Source organism: Roseburia intestinalis L1-82 (assembly GCF_900537995.1).
Lineage (GTDB): Bacteria > Bacillota > Clostridia > Lachnospirales > Lachnospiraceae > Roseburia > Roseburia intestinalis.
Window position 1 is genome coordinate 1,420,904 of record NZ_LR027880.1, and the last position, 24,307, is coordinate 1,445,210.

Sequence of the window (24,307 nt, forward strand, 5' to 3'; positions counted from 1 at the left end):
GTTTGGAATGGTTCCTGTTATTTCCATCAGTTTTGGGAACTGTAAGGGAGCAGACTATAAACAGGCGGTAAAAGGAATTGCAGACAGTTTTTATAATATGTATGAAGCACACAGATGTCTGCTGAAAAGCACCAGACTGGAAGCGGAGGATCTAAAGGAATATAAGAGTCTGAGAGAACTGTTCCGTGCGGGAGATACCGGAAGGATTGAAATTGCAATACAGAGGCTGTGCCGTCTCGTCTATCTGCACTACCAGATCCTGCCGGTCATTTTAGGGGATGAATATGATACACCTCTGCTTGAAGCATATACGGATGGGTACTGGAGTGAGATGATCGGTACCTGTCGTCAGTTATTTCACAGTACATTTAAGGAAAATCCTTACTATGCGAGGGCTTTGATTATCGGAGTGACGAGGGTTTCAAAGAATTCGCTGTTTTCGGATCTGAATAACCTTGAAACGGATACGGTTACCTGCGAGGCTTACAGTGATTGCTTCGGTTTTACGGAACAGGAAGTAATGGATGCATTAAAGTGCCAGAACATGGATACGATGCATGATGTGAAAGAAATGTATGATGGATTTATTTTTGGAAAACAAAAAGATATGTATAATCCGTGGTCCATCTGTAATTATATGAGGTCCGGGGAATTGCAGTCCTACTGGATCAATACCAGCAGTAACAAACTGATCGGGGAGATCATCCGCAGACATCCTGTGCGTAGCAAACATGAGATCGAACAGCTTATGGCAGGGGAAATCATTCATAAAGAGATCAATGAAAATGTCACGTTTCAATATCTTGACGGTGACGAGAACAGTTTATGGTCACTTTTTCTGGCAGTTGGCTATATTAAAGCGGAAAATGTTGTAAAGCAGGGAGAGAGCACATGGTGCGATATGTCGGTCACAAACCGGGAAGTGATGGGAATGTTCCGCTATGAAATCCTTGCGATGTTTGAAAATGGAAATGCCGTTTATAATGATTTTACAAAAGCACTGCTCTCACACCGCATGGAAGATCTGAATGATATTTTGCTGGATATTGCATACACTTCCATGAGTTATTTTGATGTTGGAAAATGTCCCCCGGAGCGTACATCGGAAAATTTTTATCGTGGACTGGTGTTAGGACTCATCGTATCTCTGCGGGATCAATACCGGATCGTATCAAACAGGGAAAGCGGACAGGGGAGGTATGATATCGCAATGTATCCGTTAGAGAGAAATAAGGATGCATTTATCATGGAGTTCAAAGTGTTTGATGCGAAAAAAGAACGGAGTTTAGAGCAGACAGCCGCGAATGCATTAAAGCAGATCGAAGAGAAAAATTATGAGGCGGATCTGATCGCGGCAGGCATCGGACGGGGACAAATCTATAAACGTTACTGTTCAGAGGTAAACTTGTAACAAAAGAACCGATGGTAGACTAATCGTAGTCAAAACCATCGGTTTTCTTATGCAAATATTTCTGCAATCTCGCGGAAGAGATTGGTCTGCTCTTTCCTGCGCATCAAAACCAGCATGCTCATGCATTTACAGAGATGGTCGATGCTTGACGGACTCCGGAATGACACAGCCTGCGCCTGTTTTCTTTTATATTTTCTCAGCAGCCGTTCGGCTTCGTTATTCGTGGCAGGTACATTCTTATTATGGAGGAAAAGAAGATGATCTTTCTTATACTTTTTCATCCTTTTGTACAGGTTGTATCCATCACGGTAGTATTTCCCAGGCGGCTCATAGTCGTATTCATCCCCAGCTATGGACAGGATTGTTTTATAACGTTCTTCAAATTCGGAGACGGTCTGCGGATCTGGCTCTTCTGATTCAGATAAACCATTCCGGTAATGGATCATTTCCTGTATCAGGGAATGCATCTGCCTGTTCCAGGTACGGTCCTTTTCGTTGTCCATGCTGTCTTTCAGATAACGCAGTACATATGCAAGGCATTCCTGGTGGCCGGTTCCATACTTATAAAAGGTTACATCATGATCGTGGATCAGTGTTCCCCTGATAGTCTTCAACGACCGTGCCCTTTATTCCATCGGGTCCCTTTTTGCCCCTGGCAAAATAGAGCACACCGCCATCCGGAACCGCACATACAAATACATACGAACTTTCCCCGTTTACACGGGCATTGGTACAGTCTGTATGCATGACAGGGGAAAGCAGCATGTCGCAGAAAATCTCTTTACGCTGGGATTCTGTTTTTTGGGCAAATGACCGGCAGAGATTATTGATCATGCCTTTTGACTTCTTTGGGAGTATGCCGGCACCTATGCAGAGAAGTAAGCTGTATTGGGTGGAGCTTGACAGCATTTCGGGAAGAATTGCAAAGCAGCTTTATCAGAATGCCAATATCAGTATCACAGGATTTGAGAATACCACATATCCGGATAACTTCTTTGATGTGGTTGTCGGAAATGTGCCATTTGGAGATTACAAGGTATTTGATCCAAAGTACAACAAGTATAACTTCCGTATCCACGATTATTTTCTGGCAAAAGCACTTGACCAGGTAAGACCGGGAGGCATGGTTGCTGTAATTACCACAAAGGGAACACTTGATAAGGCAAATCCTGCTATCCGAAAATATCTGGCTGAAAGGGCAGAGCTTGTGGGAGCAGTAAGACTTCCGAATACTGCATTTAAAGACAATGCAGGAACCGAAGTGACAGCAGATATCCTGTTTTTGCAGAAGAGGGAGAGAAAGATTGATATTGAGCCTGACTGGGTACACCTTGGTGTGACCGAGAACGGAATTGCAGTCAACTCTTATTTTGCAGAGCATCCGGAGATGATGCTTGGATCTATGGAATATGATACAAGGATTTATGGACAGGACAGCAGATATACAGTCTGTGTGAATAATGACGAGAACTTCAATATGTACGAGGCTCTCAATAAGGCAATCGGAAATATCAAAGCCCAGATGACAGATTTTGAGAGAGTGGCAGACGAGGCGGAGCAGACGGAGGAAGTTATCCCGGCTGATCCAGATGTGAGGAACTACACTTACACATTTTTTGAAGGAAAGCTCTATTACAGGGAAAATTCTGAGATGGTAAGAAAAGAAGTATCAAAGACAGCTGAGGAGAGAATCCGCTGTCTTGATGAAATCAGAACTATCACGAGAGAGCTGATTGATATTCAGATGGAGGGCTGCAGTGAGGAGGAGCTTTCTGATAAGCAAAGACTCTTAAATGAAAAATATGATTCATTCGCTAAGCAGTATGGAGCCATTACCTCAAAAGCAAACAGGGCGGCATTCAGGGATGACAGCGATTATCCTCTACTTTGCAGTCTTGAGGAAGTAAATGAAGACGGGCAGGTGAAAAAAGCGGATATGTTTTATAAGCAGACGATTAAGGCAAAAACTGTCATAGAGAGAGTTGAGACTGCCGTGGAAGCATTAAATGTATCCGTCAATGAGTTTGGATATGTAAACCTTGCCTATATGCTCTCTATTTATGAGCCTGATATCACAGATGAGCTTGAAAAATTAAAAAATCGTAGTAACGACTCAAGTGAACAAATACCGGTGGAAACAATAGCACAGCTCAAAAGAACAGCGCTCACAAAAGAGCTTGAAGGTCTCATCTTCCTCAATCCAGACCGCTACAACGAGAACAATCCGGATATCGGCTGGGAGACAGCAGACGAGTATCTTTCCGGAAATGTGAGAGACAAGCTTCGTGTAGCAAAGGCTATGGCAGCGGATACAGACAATCCACAGGCAGAAAGATTTGCAGGCAATGTGGCAGCACTTGAAAAGGTGCAGCCGGAGTGGATTGAAGCTTCAGATATTGATGTAAAGATTGGTACGACATGGATTGAACCACTTGATTATGAGCAGTTTATCTATGAGCTTCTCAATACGCCAAGGCGTGCAAGGGCAGTCAGAAGCCAGTTTTACAATACAGGTACACTTAAATAAGATGAGCATGGAATGGTTCATTGAGAATAAAAGCATGGATAAGCATTCAGTGGCAGCTACTAAGACTTATGGTACAAGCCGCATGGATGCTTATTCTATTTTTGAGGATACGCTGAACCTAAAGACTGTAACAGTCAGGGACAGGATTGATGACGGTGATGGCAAATATCATTACGAAGTCAATAAGAATGAGACAATGCTTGCAAGGGAAAAGCAGAACATGATTAAGGAGAAGTTCAAGGAGTGGCTGTTTGCAGAGCCGGAGCGAAGACAGAAATATGTGGAATATTACAACGAGACATTCAATAATATCCGTCTGCGTGAATATGACGGAAGCCACTTACAGTTTCCGGGAATGAACCCGGCGATTGAGTTAAAGCCACATCAGAAGAATGCGGTGGCAAGAATCCTTCTCGGAGGAAACACACTGCTGGCACACTGTGTCGGTGCCGGAAAGTCCTTTGAGATGATGGCTGCCTGCATGGAGCAGAAGAGACTTGGACTTGCCAATAAGACAATCATGGTTGTTCCAAAGCCGCTTATCGGGCAGACTGCATCAGAGTTTTTAAGGCTTTATCCGTCAGCAAATATCTTAGTTGCCACAGAGCGTGATTTTGAAAAAAGCCGCAGAAAGCAGTTCGTATCAAGGATTGCGACAGGTGACTATGACTGCATTATCATGTCACACTCGCAGTTTGAGAAAATCCCAATCTCCGCAGAGAGAAAGGAGCGAATGCTTAACGAGCAGATTGATGAAATCAGCTATGCGATTGATGAGATGAAGGAGCGTAACGGAGAGCGATGGACTGTAAAACAGATGGAAAGCCAGAAGAAAAAACTGGAGGAACAGCTGAAATCTCTATCAGATGAGAGCAGGAAGGATGACCTTATTACCTTTGAGGAACTGGGTGTAGATTCTATCATGGTGGACGAAGCACATAATTTCAAGAACCTTGCGATTTTTTCCAAGATGAATAATGTGTCAGGTATCAGCAGCAGTGGAGCGAAAAAGTCAACGGATATGCAACTTAAATGCCAGTATCTATCAGAGATAAATGATGGCAGAGGCATTGTATTTGCAACAGGTACACCGATATCCAATACCATGTGTGAGATGTATGTCATGCAGCTTTACTTGCAGAAAGCGGCACTTGAAGAGATGGGGATTTATCACTTTGATTCTTGGGCAGCGAACTTTGGTGAAGTGACAACAGCACTGGAGCTTACTGTAGAGGGAAGCGGATTCCGTTTTAAGAGCCGATTCAATAAATTTACGAATCTGCCGGAGCTTATGAATATCTTCCGTGAGGTAGCTGATGTGCAGACAGCAGATATGCTTGACCTTGATGTGCCTGCACTTCGTGGCGGCAAGCCTATTATTGTGGAGTCGGAGCCTGACTGGTATGTGAAGCAGGTCATGGAAGACTTTGTTGTGAGGGCAGAGCGTATCAGAGGCGGTGGAGTTGATCCAAGCGTGGATAACTTTCTAAAGATTACCCATGAGGCAAGACTTCTTGGAACGGATGCCAGACTGATTGATAAGGATGCGCCGAACAATCCGGATGGAAAACTCAATAAGGTAGCGGAGAATGTGTGGAAAGAATATGAGAAAGGAAATGCCAACGGTCATATAGGCTGCCAGCTTATTTTTTCAGATATCGGCACACCGGGACCGGATAAGGACTTTACCATCTATGATTATCTGAAGGAAACACTTATCCAGTATGGTATTCCGGCAGAGGAGATAGCTTTTATCCATGATGCCAAGACAGATGCACAGAGGGATGCACTTTTTAAGGAGATGAGGACAGGTAAAAAGAAAGTTCTTATCGGTTCAACAGATAAGTGTGGAACAGGTGTCAATGTGCAGACACACCTTGTTGCAATGCACCATGTCGATTGTCCGTGGAAGCCTTCTTCTATTGAACAGAGGGAAGGACGAGGCATCAGACAGGGCAACGAAAATGAAGAGGTGGCAATCTACAGATATGTCACCAAAGGAACCTTTGATGCATACAACTGGTCACTTGTCGAGAATAAGCAGCGTTTTATCAGTCAGGTTATGACAAGCAAGGCTGTAAGCCGAAGCTGTGAGGATATCGACGAGGCAACACTTTCCTATGCAGAGATTAAAGCGGTTGCTACAGGCAATCCTTTAATCAAGGAAAAGATGGAGATTGACAATGATGTCCAGAGATTAAAGCTTTTGAAGGCATCCTATGACAATCAGAGATATGGCTTGCAGGATAACTTTATGATTAAGTACCCGAAGCTCATTAAGACAGCAACTGAAAAGCTTGCCAATGTCCGTGAGGATGTAAAGGCAAGGGATAAAGAGCTGATTGATAATCCGGAATTTGCCATTACCATAGGCAAAGCAACTTATACTGAGCGTGTGGATGGCGGAACGATGATGCTTGAAGCATGGATAGGTTACAATTAACTGGACAGATTTTTTAAGGTCATATAATCTATAATAAATACACGAAGGAGCACTCTTTATGACCGAACAAAAACAACGACGAAAACCTCGCAAATATACAGATGAATTTAAACAGCAACTGGTGGAACTATATCGTTCCGGCAAACGCAGATGTGATATCTGCCGTGAATATGACATTGCTACTTCCCTGTTTGACAAGTGGGTAAAGCAGGCATCCAATTCCGGTTCTTTCCATGAAAAAGATAACCGGACTCCGGAGCAGGAAGAACTGATCCGGCTTCGGAAAGAAAACCAGCAGTTAAGAATGGAAAATGATATTTTAAAACAAGCGGCGCTGATCTTAGGACGAAAGTAAATGTGATTAAAGCAAATGCCCACAAATACTCTGTATCAGCAATGTGTCGCGTCCTACAGGTAAACAGAAGCACCTATTATTATGAAGCAGCAGCAAAAAAAGATGAATCAGAACTCACTGCAGACATTCAGGAAATTTTTAGAAAAAGCCGGAACCATTATGGTACACGAAAGATCAAGAAAGAACTGGCTGATTGCGGGAAACAGGTATCAAGACGCAGGATTGGACGGATTATGAAACAGGAAGGTCTGGTATCAAGCTATACTACAGCACAGTTTAAACCGCAAAAAGACAGATGTAATGAATCAAAAGTAGAGAATGTGTTGAACCGACAATTTCAAAACCAGCCATACCGCAATGTAGTGGTAAGTGATTTGACCTACGTAAGGGTAGGAAACCGCTGGAATTATATTTGTGTACTGATTGATCTTTTTAACAGGGAGATTATTGGATACAGTGCAGGAGAACATAAAACAGCAGAACTTGTAAAACAGGCATTTATGAAAGTAGACGGAAATCTGTCGGAAATCCATATTTTCCACACAGACCGTGGAAATGAATTTAAAAACGAGACAATTGAAGAACTGTTAGAAACGTTCCATATGGAACGCTCCCTGAGCCATAAGGGATGTCCTTATGACAATGCAGTGGCAGAAGCTACGTTCAAGATTATAAAAACAGAATTTGTATGGAATGAAACATTCCATACGCAGGAAGAACTGAAGATAAAACTATGGGATTATGTAAACTGGTATAATCATCACCGCATACATTCTTCCTTAGGGTATCAAACGCCTGTACAATATCGGAAAAATAACCTAAAAAAATTTGTCTGAAAAAGTGTTGACAATCCAGCTTCTTGCCGGGGCAGACAACACCAAGACCGAAAGCAAGACCGCACAGGCGCAAATGCTCATTCTGGAACTGCTTGCAGACGGAAAGCGTATGCCAAGCGCAGAGCTGGAAAAGACGGTTAATGAGCGTGGGATTTCCTCACGCACCATGAGAACGGCAAAGAGCCGTATCGGGGACAGACTTGTGACCGAGAAAGACGGCACAGCATGGGTCTGCTATCTCCGAAACTGACAACAGGAACACGGCAAGCGTGGCAAAGACGGCAAGGTTTTTATAGATACCTTAATGTTGCCGCCTTGCCTTGTTCCCTCATACCGACACCGCCCGATGATGAACCGTCACCGGACATTTTTCATTTACAGGAGGATTTTGAATGAACAATACCGCAACCAACACCGCCACTTGCCCGACTGTCAGAAAGCAGATCGGCAAGACCACCTATATCGTCCGTGTCCATTTCAGCCAGACCGCAAAAGAGACAATGGAGGACAAAATCAAGCGTATGCTCCGTGAGGAAGTCCGCAAAATGTGACTTCTTTGTGAATTTGATGAAAAAGTCCTTGACTTTTCGTCTCTGGAAAGACAGCGAAATCGATTCTGATTAGCTGTGGTGCGAGGTTGGCACCATTTGACATCAAGGAACTGCGTGACCTGACTGCTTATGATGAACTGGAGCTTGATACATTGGGGGAGAAAAAGACAGCACTGTTTGTCATTATCTCCGATACCGATGCGACATTCAATTTTATTGTAAGTATCATGTATTCGCAGTTATTCAATCTGCTCTGTGACAAGGCAGATGATGTATATAACGGGAGACTGCCGATCCACGTCCGATGCTTACTGGACGAGTTTGCAAACATCGGGCAGATCCCACAGTTTGAGAAGCTGATTGCTACTATCCGTAGCCGGGAAATATCAGCTTCTATTATTTTGCAGTCAAAGTCACAGCTAAAGGCTCTGTATAAGGACAACGCATCGACCATTGAAGGAAACTGCGACACAACCCTGTTTTTGGGAGGAAAAGAGAAAGATACTCTGAAAGATCTGGCAGAAATTCTTGGGAAAGAAACGATTGACCTTTACAATACCTCAGATACAAGGGGAACGAGCCAGTCCTACGGTCTGAATTACCAAAAGACCGGAAAGGAACTGATGAGCCAGGATGAGATTGCGGTCATGGATGGCAGCAAGTGTATCATGCAGCTTAGGGGCGTGAGACCTTTTTTCTCAGATAAGTTTGATATAACGAAGCATAAGCAGTACCCGCTGTTATCTGATTATGACAAAAAGAATGAGTTTGACATTGAAAGATACGTCAAGAACCGCAACAGACTCCGCTTTAAGAGGAATGATGTGGTGGATGAGGTATGCGATGTCGGAGAAATCACAGCTTAACTTCTGGACATTGTGACCAGAAGTTGTTTTACAACTGAATATGGAACATATGATATGGGAGCTTTTCTAAAAATTATAATTCAGAGAAGCTCCCTTTTTATTTTTTTGAAAAAGGAGACAAACGAATGGGCTTTTTTACAACATCAGTAACAGGACTTAAAACAGTAGTAACCGCAATCGGTGCAGGTGTCGGCGTATGGGGAGTTATCAATCTTCTGGAAGGATATGGTAACGATAATCCCGGTGCAAATGCTCATGTGCGGTAAAGTAACACACAAGAATTTGATAGACAGCCTTCACTATTCAGAAAAATTAACCAAAAAAAAGCAAAATTGAATTTGATAATTGGTATAATAGCTAAAATATGGTACTATAAAACAAAAGGAGATGATGCCAATGGTTTGATGAAACACACAACAAAATATAACTTTTTAAGCAAAGGAGGAAGTCCATAATGAGAAAAATCAAAACAATATTAGGGATAGTTTTTTCTTTAGCTATTGTAACAACAATGAACACTACTGTTTTTGCAGCTAACGATTCAGGAATACCAGAACGTAGAGGAGTATATATACGAGAATGTGTAGGTTATGAGCCTAATTATACGAATATTGATTATACTCATAAATTATTAGGTTCTGTTTCAGGCGATAATACTCAAGGCTCAAGTCCTATGCAAATTACATATCAATATGAACAAAGCGGAACAACCACCGCATCTATTGCGGGTTATGCCAATGGCACAACAGAAGCAAATGTTGTTTTTGCAAAAATGCAGGCGGAAGTAGGAGTTGAAGTTACCGGTTCACGTAGTTGGACAAAAGGAACATCAGCGGGTGTCTCATATAGTATTGCACCGGGGAAATTTGAAGTGTTAAATGTTTATATTCCTGCTGTTAGAACAGCTGGTCGTTTAAAATACAAGGTTTATATGGACGGCTATCCTGAAAATGTTTTTTATGAATATAAAACATTAACAGAATCTTATGCACCACAAAAAAATTCTGTCCATTATAAAGTAACAACTTCTAGCTACTCAGCCATAAAAGTTCCAAAGGGAATGACGGTATACACGCCAACAGGAGTATATAAAGCACAATGAAAAACAAATTGTTTATATTACTATTAGCTTTTGTACTTTTGTTGAGTGCTTGTTCTAATAATTCTCCACCTGATGACAACACAAAAGAAGTACTGCCAGAGCTTGAAAGTGCCGGTTCTATTGAAAGCCGGGGCGAGAAATTTATTGAAAATTTTCCACAAGACTATCCTTCATTTGAATTATTAGAATATGTTTTTGGTTCCGCTGAAAATGCCCCAATACAACTGGTTGCGATAGCCCGAAATAAAGAAACTGGTTCATCAGCTACATTATTTGTGCTTGATGAAAATGGGGTAGGTCAGGTAGTTCTTGCAAGTGGTTATTCAGCGACATATTGCAAAGAAGATGGATTACAACTTGATAAAAACGTAATTTCTATTTCTTTGAATTTGGAAATCTCTAGTACAAATTCTGAAATTCACGACTTTAATATTACAGTAACACAGGAGGAAAATCAAGGTAAAGTCAATACAGTGTATTCTTCACAAGAAAACATCAGATCGAAAGTAGCAAATCCAGCCGAGCCAGTCAACGGCAAGTAAATGGGCTTCGCCCACCGTTGACAGCCCCGCCTGTCTTTGCAAATGTGTAGCCAAGAGGACGATAGCCCAAAGTGCTACCGCCCTCTTTTATTTTACAACTGAATAACCGCTGCCCCATAGCGGCACATGAAGCAGTAAGTCTGAAAAAGATTTGCTGCTTTTTTTGCGCCCATTTTTGGCAAATCGAGAAAGTATCGGTACTGATAAGTGAGCAGGGGGAAATTCCCGTTTTCTATCAAGCAGCGGGCAAAACACAGCTTCTGAAACGCCTTATTGTTGGGAAAGACCAAGCCGCCGGAAAAGTCTTTGCCAGAAAGAGAGGGAGAACGCCAGCCCGCAGCCTTTTATGAAAAAACTGGTTGCGATTTCCCGAAAAAGTGGCAGTAGGAAGTGAGCGGCAGACCGGCAGTTTCTTAGAGCAAGATTCTACCGCAGTACCAAATTTCGCTTATCGCTCATTTTGTCCTTGCGGGAATCTTGTTGGGGAGTGCCTTCCCCAAACCCTGCTATGGCGGCTAAAGCCGCTTGAAAAATTCCCGCAAATTCTTTTCGGATTATTTCAAAAACAGTTCCGCTACACACCCCGTTTTTCTCCTATTAGTGAGAGGACACCACGCACAGAAAGGAGGTCAACCACCTATGAAACGATATAACACGCCCCACCGCAGCAGGGTAGTCAAGACCCGGCTGACCGATGAAGAATACGCCGATTTTACCGCCCGGCTTGCCCCTTATGGTATGAGCCAGTCCGAATTTATCCGGCAAGCCATTACACGGGCAACCATACGCCCCATTGTTACCGTTTCCCCGGTCAATGATGAATTGCTTGCCGCTGTCGGGAAGCTGACCGCCGAATACGGCAGGATCGGCGGCAACCTCAATCAGATTGCCCGGTATCTGAACGAATACGGTGTGCCGTACAACGCCCTGTCCTGCGAAGTCCGAGTCGCCATTTCCGACCTTGCAGCCTTGAAGTTTGAAGTCTTGCAGAAAGTAGGTGAAGCCGTTGGCAACATTCAAACATATCAGCTCTAAAAATGCCGACTACGGGGCAGCCGAGCAGTACCTTACCTTTGAGCATGACGAGTTTACCATGAAGCCTACCCTTGATGAAAACGGGCGGCTTGTCCCCCGTGAGGACTACCGCCTTGCCACGCTGAACTGCGGCGATGAAGATTTTGCCGTAGCCTGTATGCGCTCCAATCTCCGCTATGGCAAAAACCAAAAACGGGAAGATGTGAAGTCCCACCACTATATCATCAGCTTCGACCCACGGGACGGAACGGACAACGGCTTGACCGTTGATAAGGCACAATCGCTGGGCGAGGAATTTTGCAAAGAGCATTTCCCCGGACACCAAGCCATTGTCTGCACCCACCCGGACGGACACAATCACTCTGGCAACATTCATGTGCATATCGTCATAAACAGCTTGCGGATTGAAGCTGTCCCGCTTCTGCCCTACATGGACAGACCAGCGGACACGAAATGCGGCATGAAGCACCGCTGCACAGACGCAGCTATGGAATATTTCAAGTCCGAAGTCATGGAGATGTGCCACCGGGAAAATCTGTATCAGATTGACCTCTTGCATGGCAGTAAGAACCGAGTGACCGAGCGTGAATACTGGGCGCAGAAGAAAGGGCAGCTTGCCCTTGATAAAGCCAATGCCCCGATGATAGCGGACGGTATCACGCCCCGGCAAACCAAGTTTGAAACCGACAAGGCGAAGCTGCGGCAGACCATACGCAACACCCTTGACCGGGCAAGCACCTTTGACGAATTTTCAGCTTTGCTTTTGCAGTCGGGAATCTCCGTCAAGGAGAGCCGGGGGCGGCTGTCCTATCTCACGCCGGACAGAACCAAGCCCATTACCGCCCGGAAGCTGGGGGATGATTTTGACCGTACCGCCGTCCTTGCCCTTTTGGAGCAGAACGCCCACAGAGCCGCCGAACAGACCACACCCATACCCGAATACCCCGGTAGCATGACGGGGCATTTGCAGAGGGAAAAATCCGCCAAAATCGCCCCGAAACAGGACGGTTTACAGCGCATGGTTGACCGGGAAACGAAACGAGCCGAGGGCAAGGGCGTAGGCTATGACCGCTGGGCTTCCCTGCACAATCTCAAACAGATGGCGGCTACCCACAACTTTCTCATGGAGAACGGATTGCTTGACCTTGACAAGCTGGACGCAGCCGTGGAGAGCAGCCGGAAAGCCCTTTCCGAAGCAAGGGAAAGTCTGCGGGGCATTGAGCAGACCATAGCCGACAAGAAAAATCTGCGAAAGGTTGTCAGCGATTACCGCCGAACCCGCCCGACTATTGAGGAACACAAGAAGCTGAAAGGCAAAAAGACAGAAACCTACTACCGGGCAAATGAAGCAGATTTCATCATCTATGAAGCCACCCTGCGCCAGCTAAAGGTGCTTGCACCGGGAAAGAAGCTGCCTGCCATTTCCAAGCTGAATACGGAGATTGAAGCCCTCATTTCCGAGAAAAACGCAGCTTACAACACCTACCGCACCGCCAAAGCCGAGCATGAGCAGCTTGCCACCGCCAAGCGGAACACCGAGCAGATACTACACGGCACACCGAGCCGTCAGAAAAAGCACGAACAGGAGCGTTAAAAACCGACCCGAAATGATACCGAAACCATACAAAAGGCTGGGGGTATAGCTTACCCTACCCGCAACACACCCACCCTTGCAAACGGGGCTTACAGGGCAGATTTTTCCCGAAAATGACACCGGGAACATACAGATTTTGCCCCTGTCCCCTCATACCCGACCAAACCGAAGAAAGGAGCGTTTTTTCATGCCGAGAATGAGCAAGAAGCGGCGGCTGGAATGGGCGTTCTTCCTCAATGAGCGAAACCGCATTACTTTCAATGCCCTTTGCCGGGGCTGTACCCATGACTGCAAGCAGAGTTTTAGGGCTATCGTGGTACTCTGCCCCCGGTATTACTCAAAGAGATGGAAAGCCCGCCCCGCAGATAAGGAGAACCAAGATTATGTCAGATAACCGCAAATATTATTACCTCAAACTGAAAGAAAGCTATTTTGACGATGACGCTATCGTGCTGCTGGAAAGTATGCAGGACGGTATGCTGTATTCCAATATCCTCTTGAAGCTGTACTTAAAATCGCTGAAATACGGCGGCACTTTGCAGCTTGACGAGAATATCCCCTACACCGCCCAAATGATAGCCACCATTACCCGCCAGCAGGTCGGCACAGTTGAACGGGCTTTGCAAATCTTTATGAAGCTGGGGCTTGTCGAACCGCTGGACAACGGGGCTTTGTATATGAGCAATATCGAGCTTTTCATCGGTCAGTCCTCTACCGAGGGGGAGCGCAAGCGCAGGGCAAGAATGAAGATTTCAGAGCAAAAACGGCTTAGTGGACAAGTGTCCGAAGCAAAAGCGGACATTTGTCCACCAGAGATAGAGATAAAGAAAGAGATAGATATAGAGATAGAAAAAGAGAGAGAGTCAGAACCAGGACGAGCCGCTCCCGCTGCTTACGGCAGATACAAAAATGTGATTTTGACAGATACGGAGCTTTCCGAACTGCAAGCAGAACTGCCCGACAAGTGGGAGTATTACATTGACCGGCTATCCGGCTATATCGCTTCCACTGGGAGGAAATACAAGAACCATGCAGCCACTATCCGCAGATGGGTGGCTGACGATACCGCTAAAGCTGCCCCGAAAAGGGGCATACCCGATTACAGCTACAAGGAGGGAGAAAGTCTATGAAACCAGCTTTTGAAGATATGAATTTACAGATACCAGCAGTCACCGCCGAGCCGGAGGACTACACAGGTGAGGACGGTCTGCTCTACTGCGGCAAGTGCCGGACACCGAAAGAAGCCTATTTCCCGGCTGATAAGGCTACCCTGTTTGGGCGTGACCGACATCCGGCTGAATGTGACTGCCAGCGGGCGCAGCGCATGGAGCGTGAAGCCGCCGAACAGCAGCGAAAGCACCGGGACAAGGTGGAAGAACTGAAACGCCGGGGCTTTACCGACCCGGCTATGCGGGAATGGACTTTTGCCAATGACAACGGCAGAAACCCGCAGATGAAAACCGCCCATTTCTATGTGGAACATTGGGAGGACATGAAAGCCGGGAACATCGGCTATCTGCTTTGGGGCAGCGTCGGCACAGGCAAAAGCTACCTTGCCGGATGTATCGCAAACGCCCTCATGGAGAAAGAAATCTCCGTCCGCATGACGAACTTTGCCCTTATTCTTAATGACCTTGCAGCCACTTTTGAGGGCAAGAACGAATATATTTCCAACCTCTGCCGCTATCCGCTGCTTATCCTTGATGATTTTGGAATGGAGCGTGGCACAGAGTATGGCTTAGAGCAGGTCTACAATGTGATTGACAGCCGATACCGAAGCGGCAAGCCGCTGATCGTCACGACCAACCTCACGCTTACCGAGTTGCAGAACCCGCAGGACACGCCCCACGCCCGGATTTATGACCGACTGCTTGAAATGTGCGCCCCTGTCTGCTTCTCCGGCGAGAACTTCCGCAGGGAGAGCGCACAAAACAAGCTGAACCGCTTAAAGCAACTGATGAACGATTGAAAGGAGTTCGCCTATGACCGATAAAAAAGAGCATATCAGACACAGCATGAAAAGCACCGCACCCGCCGATTGCGTGACGGAAATCCGTATAGGGAACTCTGTTCTTGTCGTGTCCGGCTTTTTCAAGCAGGGCGCAAAGGAAACCGCCGCCGACAAAATGGCTAAGGTGCTGGAAGCGGAAGCTGCTACAAAATGAGGGCATGGAAAAGCGGTCATGCCCGGAAACATGACCGCTGAATGGATAAGTTAAATTTTAGTTTGTTTCTTGCAGCCGTTCGTACAGCTGACTGTCAATTTTATAAATTCCCTGATAAGGCTGTTCGATATAGTGTTTTCCGTTTTCCTCATAGGCAAAAATGGTACTTGTTCCTGTTTCAAACTGAAAATCAATCTTGATATAACTTTCAGTCTGCGGAAAATCTTGAACACTTTGCTTACTGGTTGGTTCAGAACTGGAAATGTCAGAAATTATTTCACTTATCCAAGCTGTGTCTGAATGATTTGTGGTGTTTTCCCCAACAGTTACATCAACAGATGTAATGTCGCTTGTTTGGGGCAACTGAATGGGAGCAGCTTTTTTCCCACACGCAACTAAAGTTAAAATGCAAGTCAGACATAAAAACAAAGAAATATATTTTTTCATAAGCCTTTTACCTCGCTAATTCAATTTTTGCCATTATAACACAGCAGAATGAAATGGACTATCAAATAAAAGTAAAATATTTATGAAGTTGAATCTGCGTGATAACCCTAACACAAAAAAACGTCATTTTGACGGGCGGTAAAGAAGCACTTTTACACTTTGCCGCTATACAAGCCGCCCCGCTGTATGGTACAATCGAAGTACGGAATAGTGGGGCTGGCTGTCGGAAACGGAGGAAACCATGTTAAGACAGACAACCCAAAACCTTATTACCGCCCTTTATCCGAGATTATCCCATGAAGATGAACTGCAAGGGGAAAGCAACTCTATATCCAACCAAAAGCGCATTTTGGAAACCTACGCCAAGCAGAACGGCTTTACCAATCTCTGCTGGTACACAGATGACGGTTATAGTGGTGCGAACTTCCAAAGACCCGGATTTCAAGCCATGCTTGCAGACATTGAAGCCGGGAAAGTCGGCACAGTCATCGTCAAGGATATGTCCCGTTTAGGGCGAAATTATCTTCAAGTGGGAATGTATACAGAAATGCTTTTCCCGCAGAAAGGCGTCCGCTTTATCGCTATCAATGACGGAGTGGACAGCGCAATGGGCGACAACGATTTTACCCCGCTGCGTAATCTTTTCAACGAATGGATGGTGAGAGATACGAGCAAAAAAATCAAGGCAGTTAAGAAAGCAAAAGGCATGAGCGGTAAGCCTGTTACCAGCAAGCCCGTGTACGGCTACCTCATGGACGAGGACGAAAATTTCATCATTGACGAGGAAGCCGCCCCGGTAGTCAAGCAGATTTACCAGCTTTGCCTTGCCGGGAACGGTCCGACCAAGATAGCCCGTATGCTGACCGAGCAGGAAATCCCCACGCCGGGAACGCTGGAATACCAGCGCACAGGCAGCATACGCCGCTACCACCCCGGCTATGAATGTAAGTGGGCGACCAATACCGTTGTTCATCTGTTGGAAAACCGGGAATACACAGGCTGTCTTGTGAACTTCAAGACGGAAAAACCGTCCTACAAGATGAAGCACAGCATAGACAACCCCATTGAGAAACAGGCGATTTTCGAGAACCACCATGAGCCAATCATCGACTTGCAGACATGGGAACGGGTGCAGGAGTTACGCAAGCAGCGCAAACGCCCCAACCGCTACGATGATGTGGGCTTGTTCTCCGGCTTGCTGTTCTGCGCCGACTGCGGTCATGTGATGTACCAGCAGCGGTATCAGACCGACAAGAGAAAGCAGGATTGCTACATCTGCGGCAGCTATAAGAAGCGCACCGCCGACTGTACGGCGCACTTCATCCGAACCGACCTTTTGACGGCGGGTGTGCTGGACAATCTGCGGAAAGTGACCGCCTATGCACAGAAGCATGAAGCCCGGTTCGTGAAGCTGCTTATCCAGCAGAATGAAATGGGCGGCAAGCGGAAACAGGCGGCAGCCACGAAGCAGCTTGAACAGGTGCAGAGCCGCATTGCAGAACTTTCCCGCTATATCAAACGTCTGTATGAGGACAATGTAAACGGGAAAATCAATGACGAGCGTTTTATGGAAATGTCCGCAGACTACGAAGCCGAGCAGCGGGAACTGAAGGAGAAAGCCGCCGCATTGCAGGGCGAACTGGACAAGGCACAGGAAGCCACGGTAAACGCTGAAAAGTTTATGAACGTTGTCCGCAAGTACCTTTCTATCGAGGAACTGACACACACCCTCTTGCGTGAAATGGTGGAGAAAATCGTTGTCTATGAATGTGAGTATGACGAGAACGAAGTACGCCACCAGCGCATTGATATTTATTATAGCTTTGTCGGCAAGATTGACTTGCCCGAAGAATAAGCCCGACCTATCCGACACCCTGCGCAAGTGCCGGATAGGAACGGCAAAATTTTTTACACTTCTATTACTTCTTTATCACACATAAGCAAAATCACAGGGTATCAAACAGTTCATGGCTAATTAAAGGGAACAAAAAGAAAGGAAAAGCACAATCCAGACGGTATCAGCGGCAGGCTACACAGAGATTTCGCTTTAAAAAATAAAAGCCCCTGTTCTGCCTGTGAATTCCAGGCAAAGCAGGGGATATCAATTTTGGGTATCAAATTACTGTTTTTTTCTGTATAATCACTCAAAAAGGACACCTTTTATTGTATAATTATGTTATGGAACAAAACATACGAAAGAAGGTGTCCTGAATGAAAAATTAGCATTGAAGAAACTGCTAACTTATATGAAGAGTGTATATAAAATCCCGCAAAAAATCAAGTGTTTAACGGACGAAAGAAAAAGAAAATCTATTCCATTGTTTAACATTGTCATGCCGGTACTGCTTTTTCTGATGCTGCAGTATGAAAGTTTCCATACCATTTTTTCAGCCCCTGAAAGCATGTCGAAAAGACTGAAAAACTGTATCAGTGGAAGGATTCCAAAAGTTGATGCAGTCCGCGACCTTCTCTCCAGAATAAACCCGGATGAAATACGCAGCATACATGAAGAAATGATTGATATCATAAAACGTAACCGGGTATTCCGGGAAGGAACGATAGGCGGATATGTTGTGGCAGGTCTCGATGGTGTGGAATTATTCAGCAGTACAAAAAAATCCTGTCCGAACTGTCTGAGCCGAAAAAAACACACAGGGGAAACCGAATACTTTTACCGGAGTGTGGTGTGCATGATTATAGGTAAATCGCCACACGTAATTCTGGGGCAGGAAATGTTAAAACCAAGGGATGGTTCTGGGAAAGACGAAGGAGAACTGACAGGCGGAAAAAGGTTGATTGAGCGGCTGAAGAAACGGCATGGACATTTTGCGGATGTGATTGTGGCGGATGCGTTATATCTGAATGCTCCATTTATCAACACTCTGAAGGAAAATGGTCTGGAAGGGGTGATACGCCTGAAAGACGAAAGAAGAATGATTTTTCAGGATGCAGAGCGTCTGTTCAAACAGGATGAGGGAAAAAAGGCATCTTTCTGGAAAGGGAAAAAGAAGATTGAAGTATGGGATCTTTCTGGTTTTAAGATGGAAGGGTGTCCATATAAACTGCGTGTGGTGCGGTATCATGAGCAGTGGGAAGAAAATGGAAAAGAAACAGAGCGTTTCATGTGGCTTGTAACGACTCTGGAAGCGGCAGACTACCGAGTCTTATGGGAAATGATGCACCGCAGGTGGGACATTGAGGAGAATGGTTTCCATCAATTGAAAACGTATTACCACGCAAAGCACTGTTACTGTCGAGATGCGGTTGAAACCATATTTAATCTGATAATCATAGGCTTTAATGTAAGAGAGTTATATTTGTACCGAAGAAGCCGGAACTTTGCAGGAAGTGGTATAAGCCGAAAGAGCATAAACCGGATTTTTTGCGATGAGCTGCTAACAGAAAAAGTGAAACAGATTTTATGTGAAAAAGGCGGATAGAAAATCAGCAGAAAAAATATATAGGGAAAAAGCAGGGGGAATTTTGCGCGTATTGACCAGGAACGAAGGGTAACCGCAGATGGAATGCTGATAACTGGATTATTTATAAAAATGCATAGATAAAAAAGTTAAAAGCGAAATCCCTGCAGGCTACAAGAATAAATTGTGATTACACAAGATTGGTGCTATAATAAGAGAAAAGTTCCTGCTGGGGCAGCCGCCCCGGTGGTATGGATAGAAAGGCAGGAAAACAATATGCACATCAGCTATAAACCACTCTGGCATACACTGTTAGAGCGTGATATGAGAAAAGAGGATTTAAGGCTTGCCGCTGGTATGACAACGAATATGATTGCCAATATGAGCAAAGAGGGAAAGCACATCAGCATGGACACATTAGCCCGTATTTGTGAAACGCTGAATTGTGAGATTACCGATGTGATTGAGTTAGTACCAGACGAGCCTGCTTCCACAGGAGGTAAGGAACATGAGCGAATTGAAACCAAGAATAACGGAAAACGGAATTGATTATATCCTTGTCGGAGATTACTACATCCCGGATTTGAAACTGCCGGAGGAACACCGCCCCATCGGAAAGTATGGACGGTTGCACCGGGAATATTTAAGAGAAGTCCACCCAGCCAGATTGAACACATTGATATTGACCGGAGAGCTATGGACATATCTTGCAGACCTGAACGAACAGGCACAGGAACGGTTAGACACCATCATGGAGCAAATGAAAACTGCCGAGGGCGTGACCGAAGAATTAAAGCGTACCCATCAAATGGAATGGGTGCAGCGTTGCAATAACATTCATAACCGGGCAGAAGAAATTGTTTTACATGAGATGATTTATTCATAACGGTATGGTAGAATGATTATGACAAATAAGAATTTGGAGGGAAGAAATATGCAGACGATTATTGTGTTGTTAAATCCAGGAATGCTTGAAAATGCTGATTTGGATTTGAGATATCGCATACCAGACCGTATCGAAGAGGTATCAAATTCTTTGATACAAAGCAATGGATATGATTATATAGACACAGAGGACGGAGACCCTGGACCATTGATGGGTATTTGGTTGGAAACTGAAAATGCACATAGAAACTGGCATATAGTGAGGGATTTGTTTCAAAGGGAAAAATTTATAGGAAATGATTTATCTTTGTCGGCTCAGATATATATTTCCGAAAAAGATACTGACGATTTAGAAAACTGTGTGCTTGTTTTTCCTGAATAACAATTCCAGTTTATAGGGGAGTTGAACAGAGTAAAAAATCGGAATTGGAGGTAGAATATGAAAAAAATCAGTATCGACGAAACGAAGCTTCCAGCCGTAATGGAAATTATTGAAAAGGCGGCACTACTCATGGACGAAAAAGATTGTGATAGTGATAAAGAAGCAAAAAAAGAGTTAGGGGAGCTACAAAAGAACTTGAGAGAAATTACTGGAAATAAGAAGATAAAAATTAATATCTTTCAAGCTTATTGGAGTTACACCGATTTAGAAACAACAGCACGCAGAGCCTTAATGCCTCCGCCAATGAAATCTAATTTATCAAATGAGCAACTCAAGGAAATCGTTTTACACATTCTGAAGTTTGGGGAAGGGGAAAGAGATTGGTGGTTGGAATATCTGGAGATTAACACCGGCTTAGACAATCTTACCGACTATATTTTTTATCCTGACTTAATTGGTTTGGACTTCGACGCTACTTTGGAACAAATTGCTGATAAAATAATTGCAGATAGGAAATGAACTTGTCGCTTTGAAATTTTAACTGAATAACCACAGCACGAACCGCTGCTACATGGAAGCCAACAAACCATGCAACAGCGGTTTTTCTTTACCGTTTTTTCCTCTGGCTGATAGGCGTTCCCATTTTCTTTGATTTTTTGAGAATCCGAATCAGCCAGCGAAATTCTTCGTCTGACAGATTTTTATAGTTGATGCCGAGCTGCTTGCAGTAAAGAACAACCAGCTTTTCATCCCGGCTGCCCTTGAAATTTTCGACCGCTTCCAGATTTTCTTTCAGTTCATCGGCAACGGTGGTCTGGGGCGCACTCTCACTGTCCTTTTTGTGGTTTTCCCGAATATCCCGGATAATAAGGTTGAGATCATCCCGTACCATGTGACTGAAATATTCATCATCGCTGATATGTGCGGCTTGCAGCACTTTCAAATGGGGGTCATCTTCGCCGGGGCGATACCGTTCAATGATTTCATGCCGGACGGTATCGACAAGGACGTTGAGGTTCTGAATCTGCATGGTGGCAATCCCATCCACATAAATCTCAATATCCGCAAGAAACTTGATAAAGTCCTTATGGGTGGCAAGTTCGCAGAGCAGACGGTTGTTAATCCGACCGCTTTTCAGAAGTGCCACCATTTCATCACTCAAATGCAGCTCCCTTAATGGCGTGTTGATCTCCACCATGTTCTCTGTCCGGCAAAAGAGATAATCGAGGGACACCCCATAAAAATCTGCCAGCAGGATAAGATTACCATGGTTGATTTCTTTAAAATCATCTTTTTCATAATTTCCAAGAGCTGATTTTGAAATACCTGTTTGCTCTGCCAGTTCTTCCAGTTTTAATCCTTTGTTTAATCGTAAATCTTTTAGCCGTTCCTGTATTGTAGTAGCTCCGTTCATTGAAGCAGTTCCCCCTTCTGACAACATTTATAACCGTTGAATTGATTATACCATATCAATTCCGCAATCGTGGAAATTTCTGATTTTTACCCTTAATTCCTACTTTGTGGACATACGGCACAGGGTACAAAAATGTTCTATGATACAGGTAGTTCATCGATGGATTATTCCAATCGAATGACCAGCCTGTGTGGGATATGCTTCCCCGGCGATGTAGTGCCATGACTTTTGGCAGGGATATGGAGGAACCCTGACCAAAACGAGCATACCAAAGGGAGCGATACGCCGCTGTGAGATTCAGGGGAGGAACGACACCGGGGAGAACTGGCGAACTGACACCGAAATGATACCGAAACACGACAATCTGATAGGGGGATAGTCTTACCCTATCGCTGATACTTCGGGAGATTTTAGGCGGCTCTATGGCTGTAATTTTTCCGAAAATCGCCCCGAAACCATACACAAAAACGGGAGGAAGCGCAATATGCCGAGAATGAGCAAAAAGAGGAAGCATGAGCTTTCCTTTTACCTCAATGACCGGGGGCGTGTCACTTACAACGAATTATGCAGGAAATGCCAGCATGGGTGCAGGCAGAGCTTCCGGGCGGTTGTGATTGACTGCCCCCGTTATTCATCCAAACGAGCAAAGAAAAAGGAGGAACACACCGAATGAATTTTGAATTTATGACGATAGACACACCATTGCCGCCCTGTATGCCCTTTCCCATAGCGTTGACAGGATTTCCAGTCAGCAGCACCGCAAAGGTCATGTACTGCCGGATGCTGGACGCTATGCTGTCCAAAGGACAGGAGGACGAGAACGGAATCCTCTTTGTCTGCTTCCCTGTCACAGCCATTGCCGCAGTCCTGTCCCGCAACCCCATGACGGTCAAGCGTTCTCTGAATGAACTGGAAACCGCCGGACTTATCATGCGGGTGCGTCAGGGCGTGGGAGAACCAAACCGGATTTATGTGCTGATACCGGGAAAGGAGGACGCTGCCCTTGCCTGATACCTCAAAGCTGGAAAAACTCAACCGGGAACTGGAGAAAAGCGAAAAGAAACTGCGGAAAACCATCAATGATGAAAAGGCATTGCAGCACCAGTTGAAGCAGCTTACCCGAAAGGAACGGACGCACCGGCTCTGCACTCGTGGCGGTATGCTGGAAAGTTTTCTGCAAGAGCCGGAACGCCTGACAGATGATGATGTCATGCTGTTGTTGAAACTCATTTTTCACAGGCAGGACACGCAGGAACTATTGAAAAAACTGCTGGAACGGGAGAAGCCGGAAACCCCTTAGTTTACTAAGGGCGCAATTATACACCACCCAGAGGTTGGTGCATTGCGTTCTCCGAAGGCTCCTTGCCGGAGGGCTGTGATTTTCCGCAGTCAAGGTCTGCTCCAAATCATACAGGGGACGCTACGCTTCCCCTGCGCTGGCTGCCGCCAGCTACCCTTTTGTGAACTTGCCATCTGGGGACACCTTGCGCTGCAAGCTGTTCCCAGCCGACAGGTTTTACAACTCTCTCTGTACTTTGATGGTCGAATAAAGTATAATGAAGTCGACGACAAATCGGAAGTGGCTTATTGTATTGGGAAGGAGAAGTTATGGACAGAATGGTAATTGCAGGTGGCTATGGGATCTGTTTATTTTCCGCAGACACCTTACAGGATTTTTTGAAGCGTGAGAAAATTCGGAAAAGAAAACTGTTAAGTCTTCTGCAAAAGGATAAGGAGCTTTATCTGAACACGCAACGAGAGGGAATTTTCATCCCGTTGGTAGGGATTGATCACTATAATTATGCAATCAAATTGGAAGGGCAGGACGAGCCCTTTGATGACCAGTGGGTGCAAAAAATCAGCTATGAGGGCTTTAATCTGGAAGTAAAAGATGGACTTTGGATTTCTGCTATTGAACAGCTTGAACCTTTTGAGCCAAAGGAATACCATATCAAGGAAGAAGAATTTTATACCACACCGGGGTACTTCGGTTCTGTGGAGCACTACCACTCCCCGTGGGAACGGTGGTATAAGTCAGAAACACCAGATGGTATCTGTACAATTTATACGGACATCAAGTATAATGTTCCTGCTGGAAAATATCTGCTGTCCATCAAAGGCTACACCCGAAAGGAACAACAGAAATTTCCTACCCCCAACTGTGGTTTTTTCTTTTCCTTTACAGAAGTAGATTCGTTTGAAGGTTTCAAGAATCCACGAGAATCTGATGCGTACGATTTTAATCTAGGAAGTATAAAGTAGAAAACTTTCAATTTGCCACCCACACATCGGGTCAATTTGTCCCGAACTTTTACAACTAAATACCCGCCGCC

The 24,307-nt window shown here is 45.0% G+C and carries 24 protein-coding genes and 5 pseudogenes; 26 read left to right on the top strand and 3 right to left on the bottom strand.

Translation table 11 applies throughout. The features are described from left to right. The first annotated feature begins 7 nt into the window (after positions 1-7). Positions 8-1,411, top strand: a complete 1,404-nt coding sequence (locus RIL182_RS21940) for a PD-(D/E)XK nuclease domain-containing protein (protein ID WP_006858092.1) — start codon at positions 8-10, stop codon at positions 1,409-1,411. Positions 1,412-1,458: 47 nt separating this feature from the next. Here the strand turns inward: RIL182_RS21940 and RIL182_RS06600 are convergent. Beyond that, a pseudogene (locus RIL182_RS06600) lies at positions 1,459-2,254 on the bottom strand (IS66 family transposase); the annotation flags it as partial. Between RIL182_RS06600 and RIL182_RS22130 the strand changes: the two are divergent. The 14 genes and pseudogenes from RIL182_RS22130 to RIL182_RS06675 form a co-directional block, all read left to right on the top strand. Further along, positions 2,253-6,363: pseudogene (locus RIL182_RS22130) on the top strand (helicase-related protein); the annotation flags it as partial. The pseudogenes RIL182_RS06600 and RIL182_RS22130 sit on opposite strands and share 2 nt — an antisense overlap. Positions 6,364-6,439: 76 nt before the next feature. Continuing rightward, a protein-coding gene (locus RIL182_RS06610) for an IS3 family transposase (protein WP_118772524.1) occupies positions 6,440-7,572 on the top strand; the annotation gives its coding sequence in 2 pieces (ribosomal slippage) (positions 6,440-6,707 and positions 6,707-7,572; 1,134 coding nt in all). Positions 7,573-7,588: 16 nt separating this feature from the next. Further along, positions 7,589-7,822: pseudogene (locus RIL182_RS06615) on the top strand (AAA family ATPase); the annotation flags it as partial. A gap of 142 nt (positions 7,823-7,964) precedes the next feature. Next, positions 7,965-8,123, top strand: a complete 159-nt coding sequence (locus tag RIL182_RS06620) for a transposon-encoded TnpW family protein (RefSeq protein WP_004845310.1) — start codon at positions 7,965-7,967, stop codon at positions 8,121-8,123. 41 nt (positions 8,124-8,164) lie between these two features. Then, positions 8,165-8,989: pseudogene (locus RIL182_RS06625) on the top strand (VirD4-like conjugal transfer protein, CD1115 family); the annotation flags it as partial. A gap of 125 nt (positions 8,990-9,114) precedes the next feature. After that, positions 9,115-9,255 (top strand): Maff2 family mobile element protein, encoded by a 141-nt coding sequence (locus RIL182_RS06630; protein ID WP_002594237.1) that lies wholly within the window; start codon positions 9,115-9,117, stop codon positions 9,253-9,255. A 188-nt stretch (positions 9,256-9,443) separates the two neighbouring features. Next, the gene (locus RIL182_RS06635) at positions 9,444-10,091 is read left to right on the top strand and encodes a YfkD family protein (protein WP_006857809.1); all 648 of its coding nucleotides are present in this window, start codon (positions 9,444-9,446) and stop codon (positions 10,089-10,091) included. Continuing rightward, a complete protein-coding gene (locus RIL182_RS06640) occupies positions 10,088-10,633 on the top strand; it encodes a hypothetical protein (protein ID WP_006857810.1) in 546 nt (181 codons plus the stop codon). Before RIL182_RS06635 ends, RIL182_RS06640 begins: the two co-directional genes overlap by 4 nt. 600 nt (positions 10,634-11,233) lie before the next feature. Continuing rightward, positions 11,234-11,668, top strand: coding sequence for a plasmid mobilization protein (locus tag RIL182_RS06650; RefSeq protein ID WP_330573328.1), 435 nt, complete (start codon positions 11,234-11,236; stop codon positions 11,666-11,668). Further along, entirely contained in the window at positions 11,640-13,262 is a 1,623-nt protein-coding gene (locus RIL182_RS06655) for a relaxase/mobilization nuclease domain-containing protein (RefSeq protein ID WP_003533417.1), read from the top strand. The genes RIL182_RS06650 and RIL182_RS06655 overlap by 29 nt, the downstream gene beginning before the upstream one ends. A gap of 187 nt (positions 13,263-13,449) precedes the next feature. Then, positions 13,450-13,656, top strand: coding sequence for a hypothetical protein (locus RIL182_RS21645; protein ID WP_015544131.1), 207 nt, complete (start codon positions 13,450-13,452; stop codon positions 13,654-13,656). Beyond that, positions 13,646-14,392, top strand: coding sequence for a phage replisome organizer N-terminal domain-containing protein (locus RIL182_RS06665; RefSeq protein WP_044929250.1), 747 nt, complete (start codon positions 13,646-13,648; stop codon positions 14,390-14,392). The genes RIL182_RS21645 and RIL182_RS06665 overlap by 11 nt, the downstream gene beginning before the upstream one ends. Then, a complete protein-coding gene (locus RIL182_RS06670; protein ID WP_003533412.1) occupies positions 14,389-15,231 on the top strand; it encodes an ATP-binding protein in 843 nt (280 codons plus the stop codon). The genes RIL182_RS06665 and RIL182_RS06670 overlap by 4 nt, the downstream gene beginning before the upstream one ends. A gap of 46 nt (positions 15,232-15,277) precedes the next feature. After that, positions 15,278-15,427, top strand: a complete 150-nt coding sequence (locus RIL182_RS06675) for a transposon-encoded TnpW family protein (RefSeq protein WP_347045252.1) — start codon at positions 15,278-15,280, stop codon at positions 15,425-15,427. A 57-nt stretch (positions 15,428-15,484) separates the two neighbouring features. Here RIL182_RS06675 and RIL182_RS06680 read toward each other — a convergent pair whose 3' ends face one another. After that, on the bottom strand, positions 15,485-15,874 hold the full coding sequence (locus RIL182_RS06680; RefSeq protein WP_006859726.1) for a DUF5301 domain-containing protein: 390 nt from the start codon (positions 15,872-15,874) through the stop codon (positions 15,485-15,487). Between the two features lie 241 nt (positions 15,875-16,115). Here RIL182_RS06680 and RIL182_RS06685 point away from each other — a divergent pair, with 241 nt between their 5' ends. From RIL182_RS06685 to RIL182_RS06715, 7 genes and pseudogenes are all read left to right on the top strand, one after another. Continuing rightward, positions 16,116-17,729 carry a recombinase family protein gene (locus RIL182_RS06685; RefSeq protein WP_003533408.1) on the top strand — a complete coding sequence of 538 codons (1,614 nt, stop codon included), beginning with the start codon at positions 16,116-16,118 and terminating at the stop codon, positions 17,727-17,729. 19 nt (positions 17,730-17,748) lie between these two features. Further along, positions 17,749-17,811 (top strand): annotated as a pseudogene (locus RIL182_RS22380) (Maff2 family mobile element protein); the annotation flags it as partial. 309 nt (positions 17,812-18,120) lie between these two features. Continuing rightward, positions 18,121-19,314, top strand: a complete 1,194-nt coding sequence (locus RIL182_RS06695) for a transposase (RefSeq protein WP_243128698.1) — start codon at positions 18,121-18,123, stop codon at positions 19,312-19,314. Between the two features lie 255 nt (positions 19,315-19,569). Next, entirely contained in the window at positions 19,570-19,842 is a 273-nt protein-coding gene (locus RIL182_RS06700) for a helix-turn-helix domain-containing protein (RefSeq protein WP_002593556.1), read from the top strand. Continuing rightward, positions 19,802-20,179, top strand: coding sequence for a TnpV protein (locus tag RIL182_RS06705; protein WP_118413594.1), 378 nt, complete (start codon positions 19,802-19,804; stop codon positions 20,177-20,179). The genes RIL182_RS06700 and RIL182_RS06705 overlap by 41 nt, the downstream gene beginning before the upstream one ends. A 48-nt stretch (positions 20,180-20,227) precedes the next feature. Next, complete coding sequence (locus RIL182_RS06710; RefSeq protein WP_015552618.1) at positions 20,228-20,560, top strand: hypothetical protein; 333 nt, start codon at positions 20,228-20,230, stop codon at positions 20,558-20,560. A 57-nt stretch (positions 20,561-20,617) separates the two neighbouring features. Then, positions 20,618-21,079, top strand: a complete 462-nt coding sequence (locus tag RIL182_RS06715) for a hypothetical protein (protein WP_006859677.1) — start codon at positions 20,618-20,620, stop codon at positions 21,077-21,079. 88 nt (positions 21,080-21,167) lie between these two features. Here RIL182_RS06715 and RIL182_RS06720 read toward each other — a convergent pair whose 3' ends face one another. Next, positions 21,168-21,974, bottom strand: a complete 807-nt coding sequence (locus RIL182_RS06720; protein ID WP_044999733.1) for a helix-turn-helix domain-containing protein — start codon at positions 21,972-21,974, stop codon at positions 21,168-21,170. A gap of 484 nt (positions 21,975-22,458) precedes the next feature. Here RIL182_RS06720 and RIL182_RS06725 point away from each other — a divergent pair, with 484 nt between their 5' ends. From RIL182_RS06725 to RIL182_RS06740, 4 genes are all read left to right on the top strand, one after another. Next, positions 22,459-22,647, top strand: coding sequence for a hypothetical protein (locus RIL182_RS06725; RefSeq protein ID WP_006859674.1), 189 nt, complete (start codon positions 22,459-22,461; stop codon positions 22,645-22,647). After that, positions 22,644-22,985 (top strand): helix-turn-helix domain-containing protein, encoded by a 342-nt coding sequence (locus RIL182_RS06730; protein ID WP_006859673.1) that lies wholly within the window; start codon positions 22,644-22,646, stop codon positions 22,983-22,985. Before RIL182_RS06725 ends, RIL182_RS06730 begins: the two co-directional genes overlap by 4 nt. Continuing rightward, on the top strand, positions 22,978-23,274 hold the full coding sequence (locus RIL182_RS06735; RefSeq protein ID WP_006859672.1) for a DUF3847 domain-containing protein: 297 nt from the start codon (positions 22,978-22,980) through the stop codon (positions 23,272-23,274). Before RIL182_RS06730 ends, RIL182_RS06735 begins: the two co-directional genes overlap by 8 nt. Before the next feature lie 308 nt (positions 23,275-23,582). Continuing rightward, positions 23,583-24,236 carry a hypothetical protein gene (locus RIL182_RS06740; protein WP_049938264.1) on the top strand — a complete coding sequence of 218 codons (654 nt, stop codon included), beginning with the start codon at positions 23,583-23,585 and terminating at the stop codon, positions 24,234-24,236. Positions 24,237-24,307 lie beyond the last annotated feature (71 nt).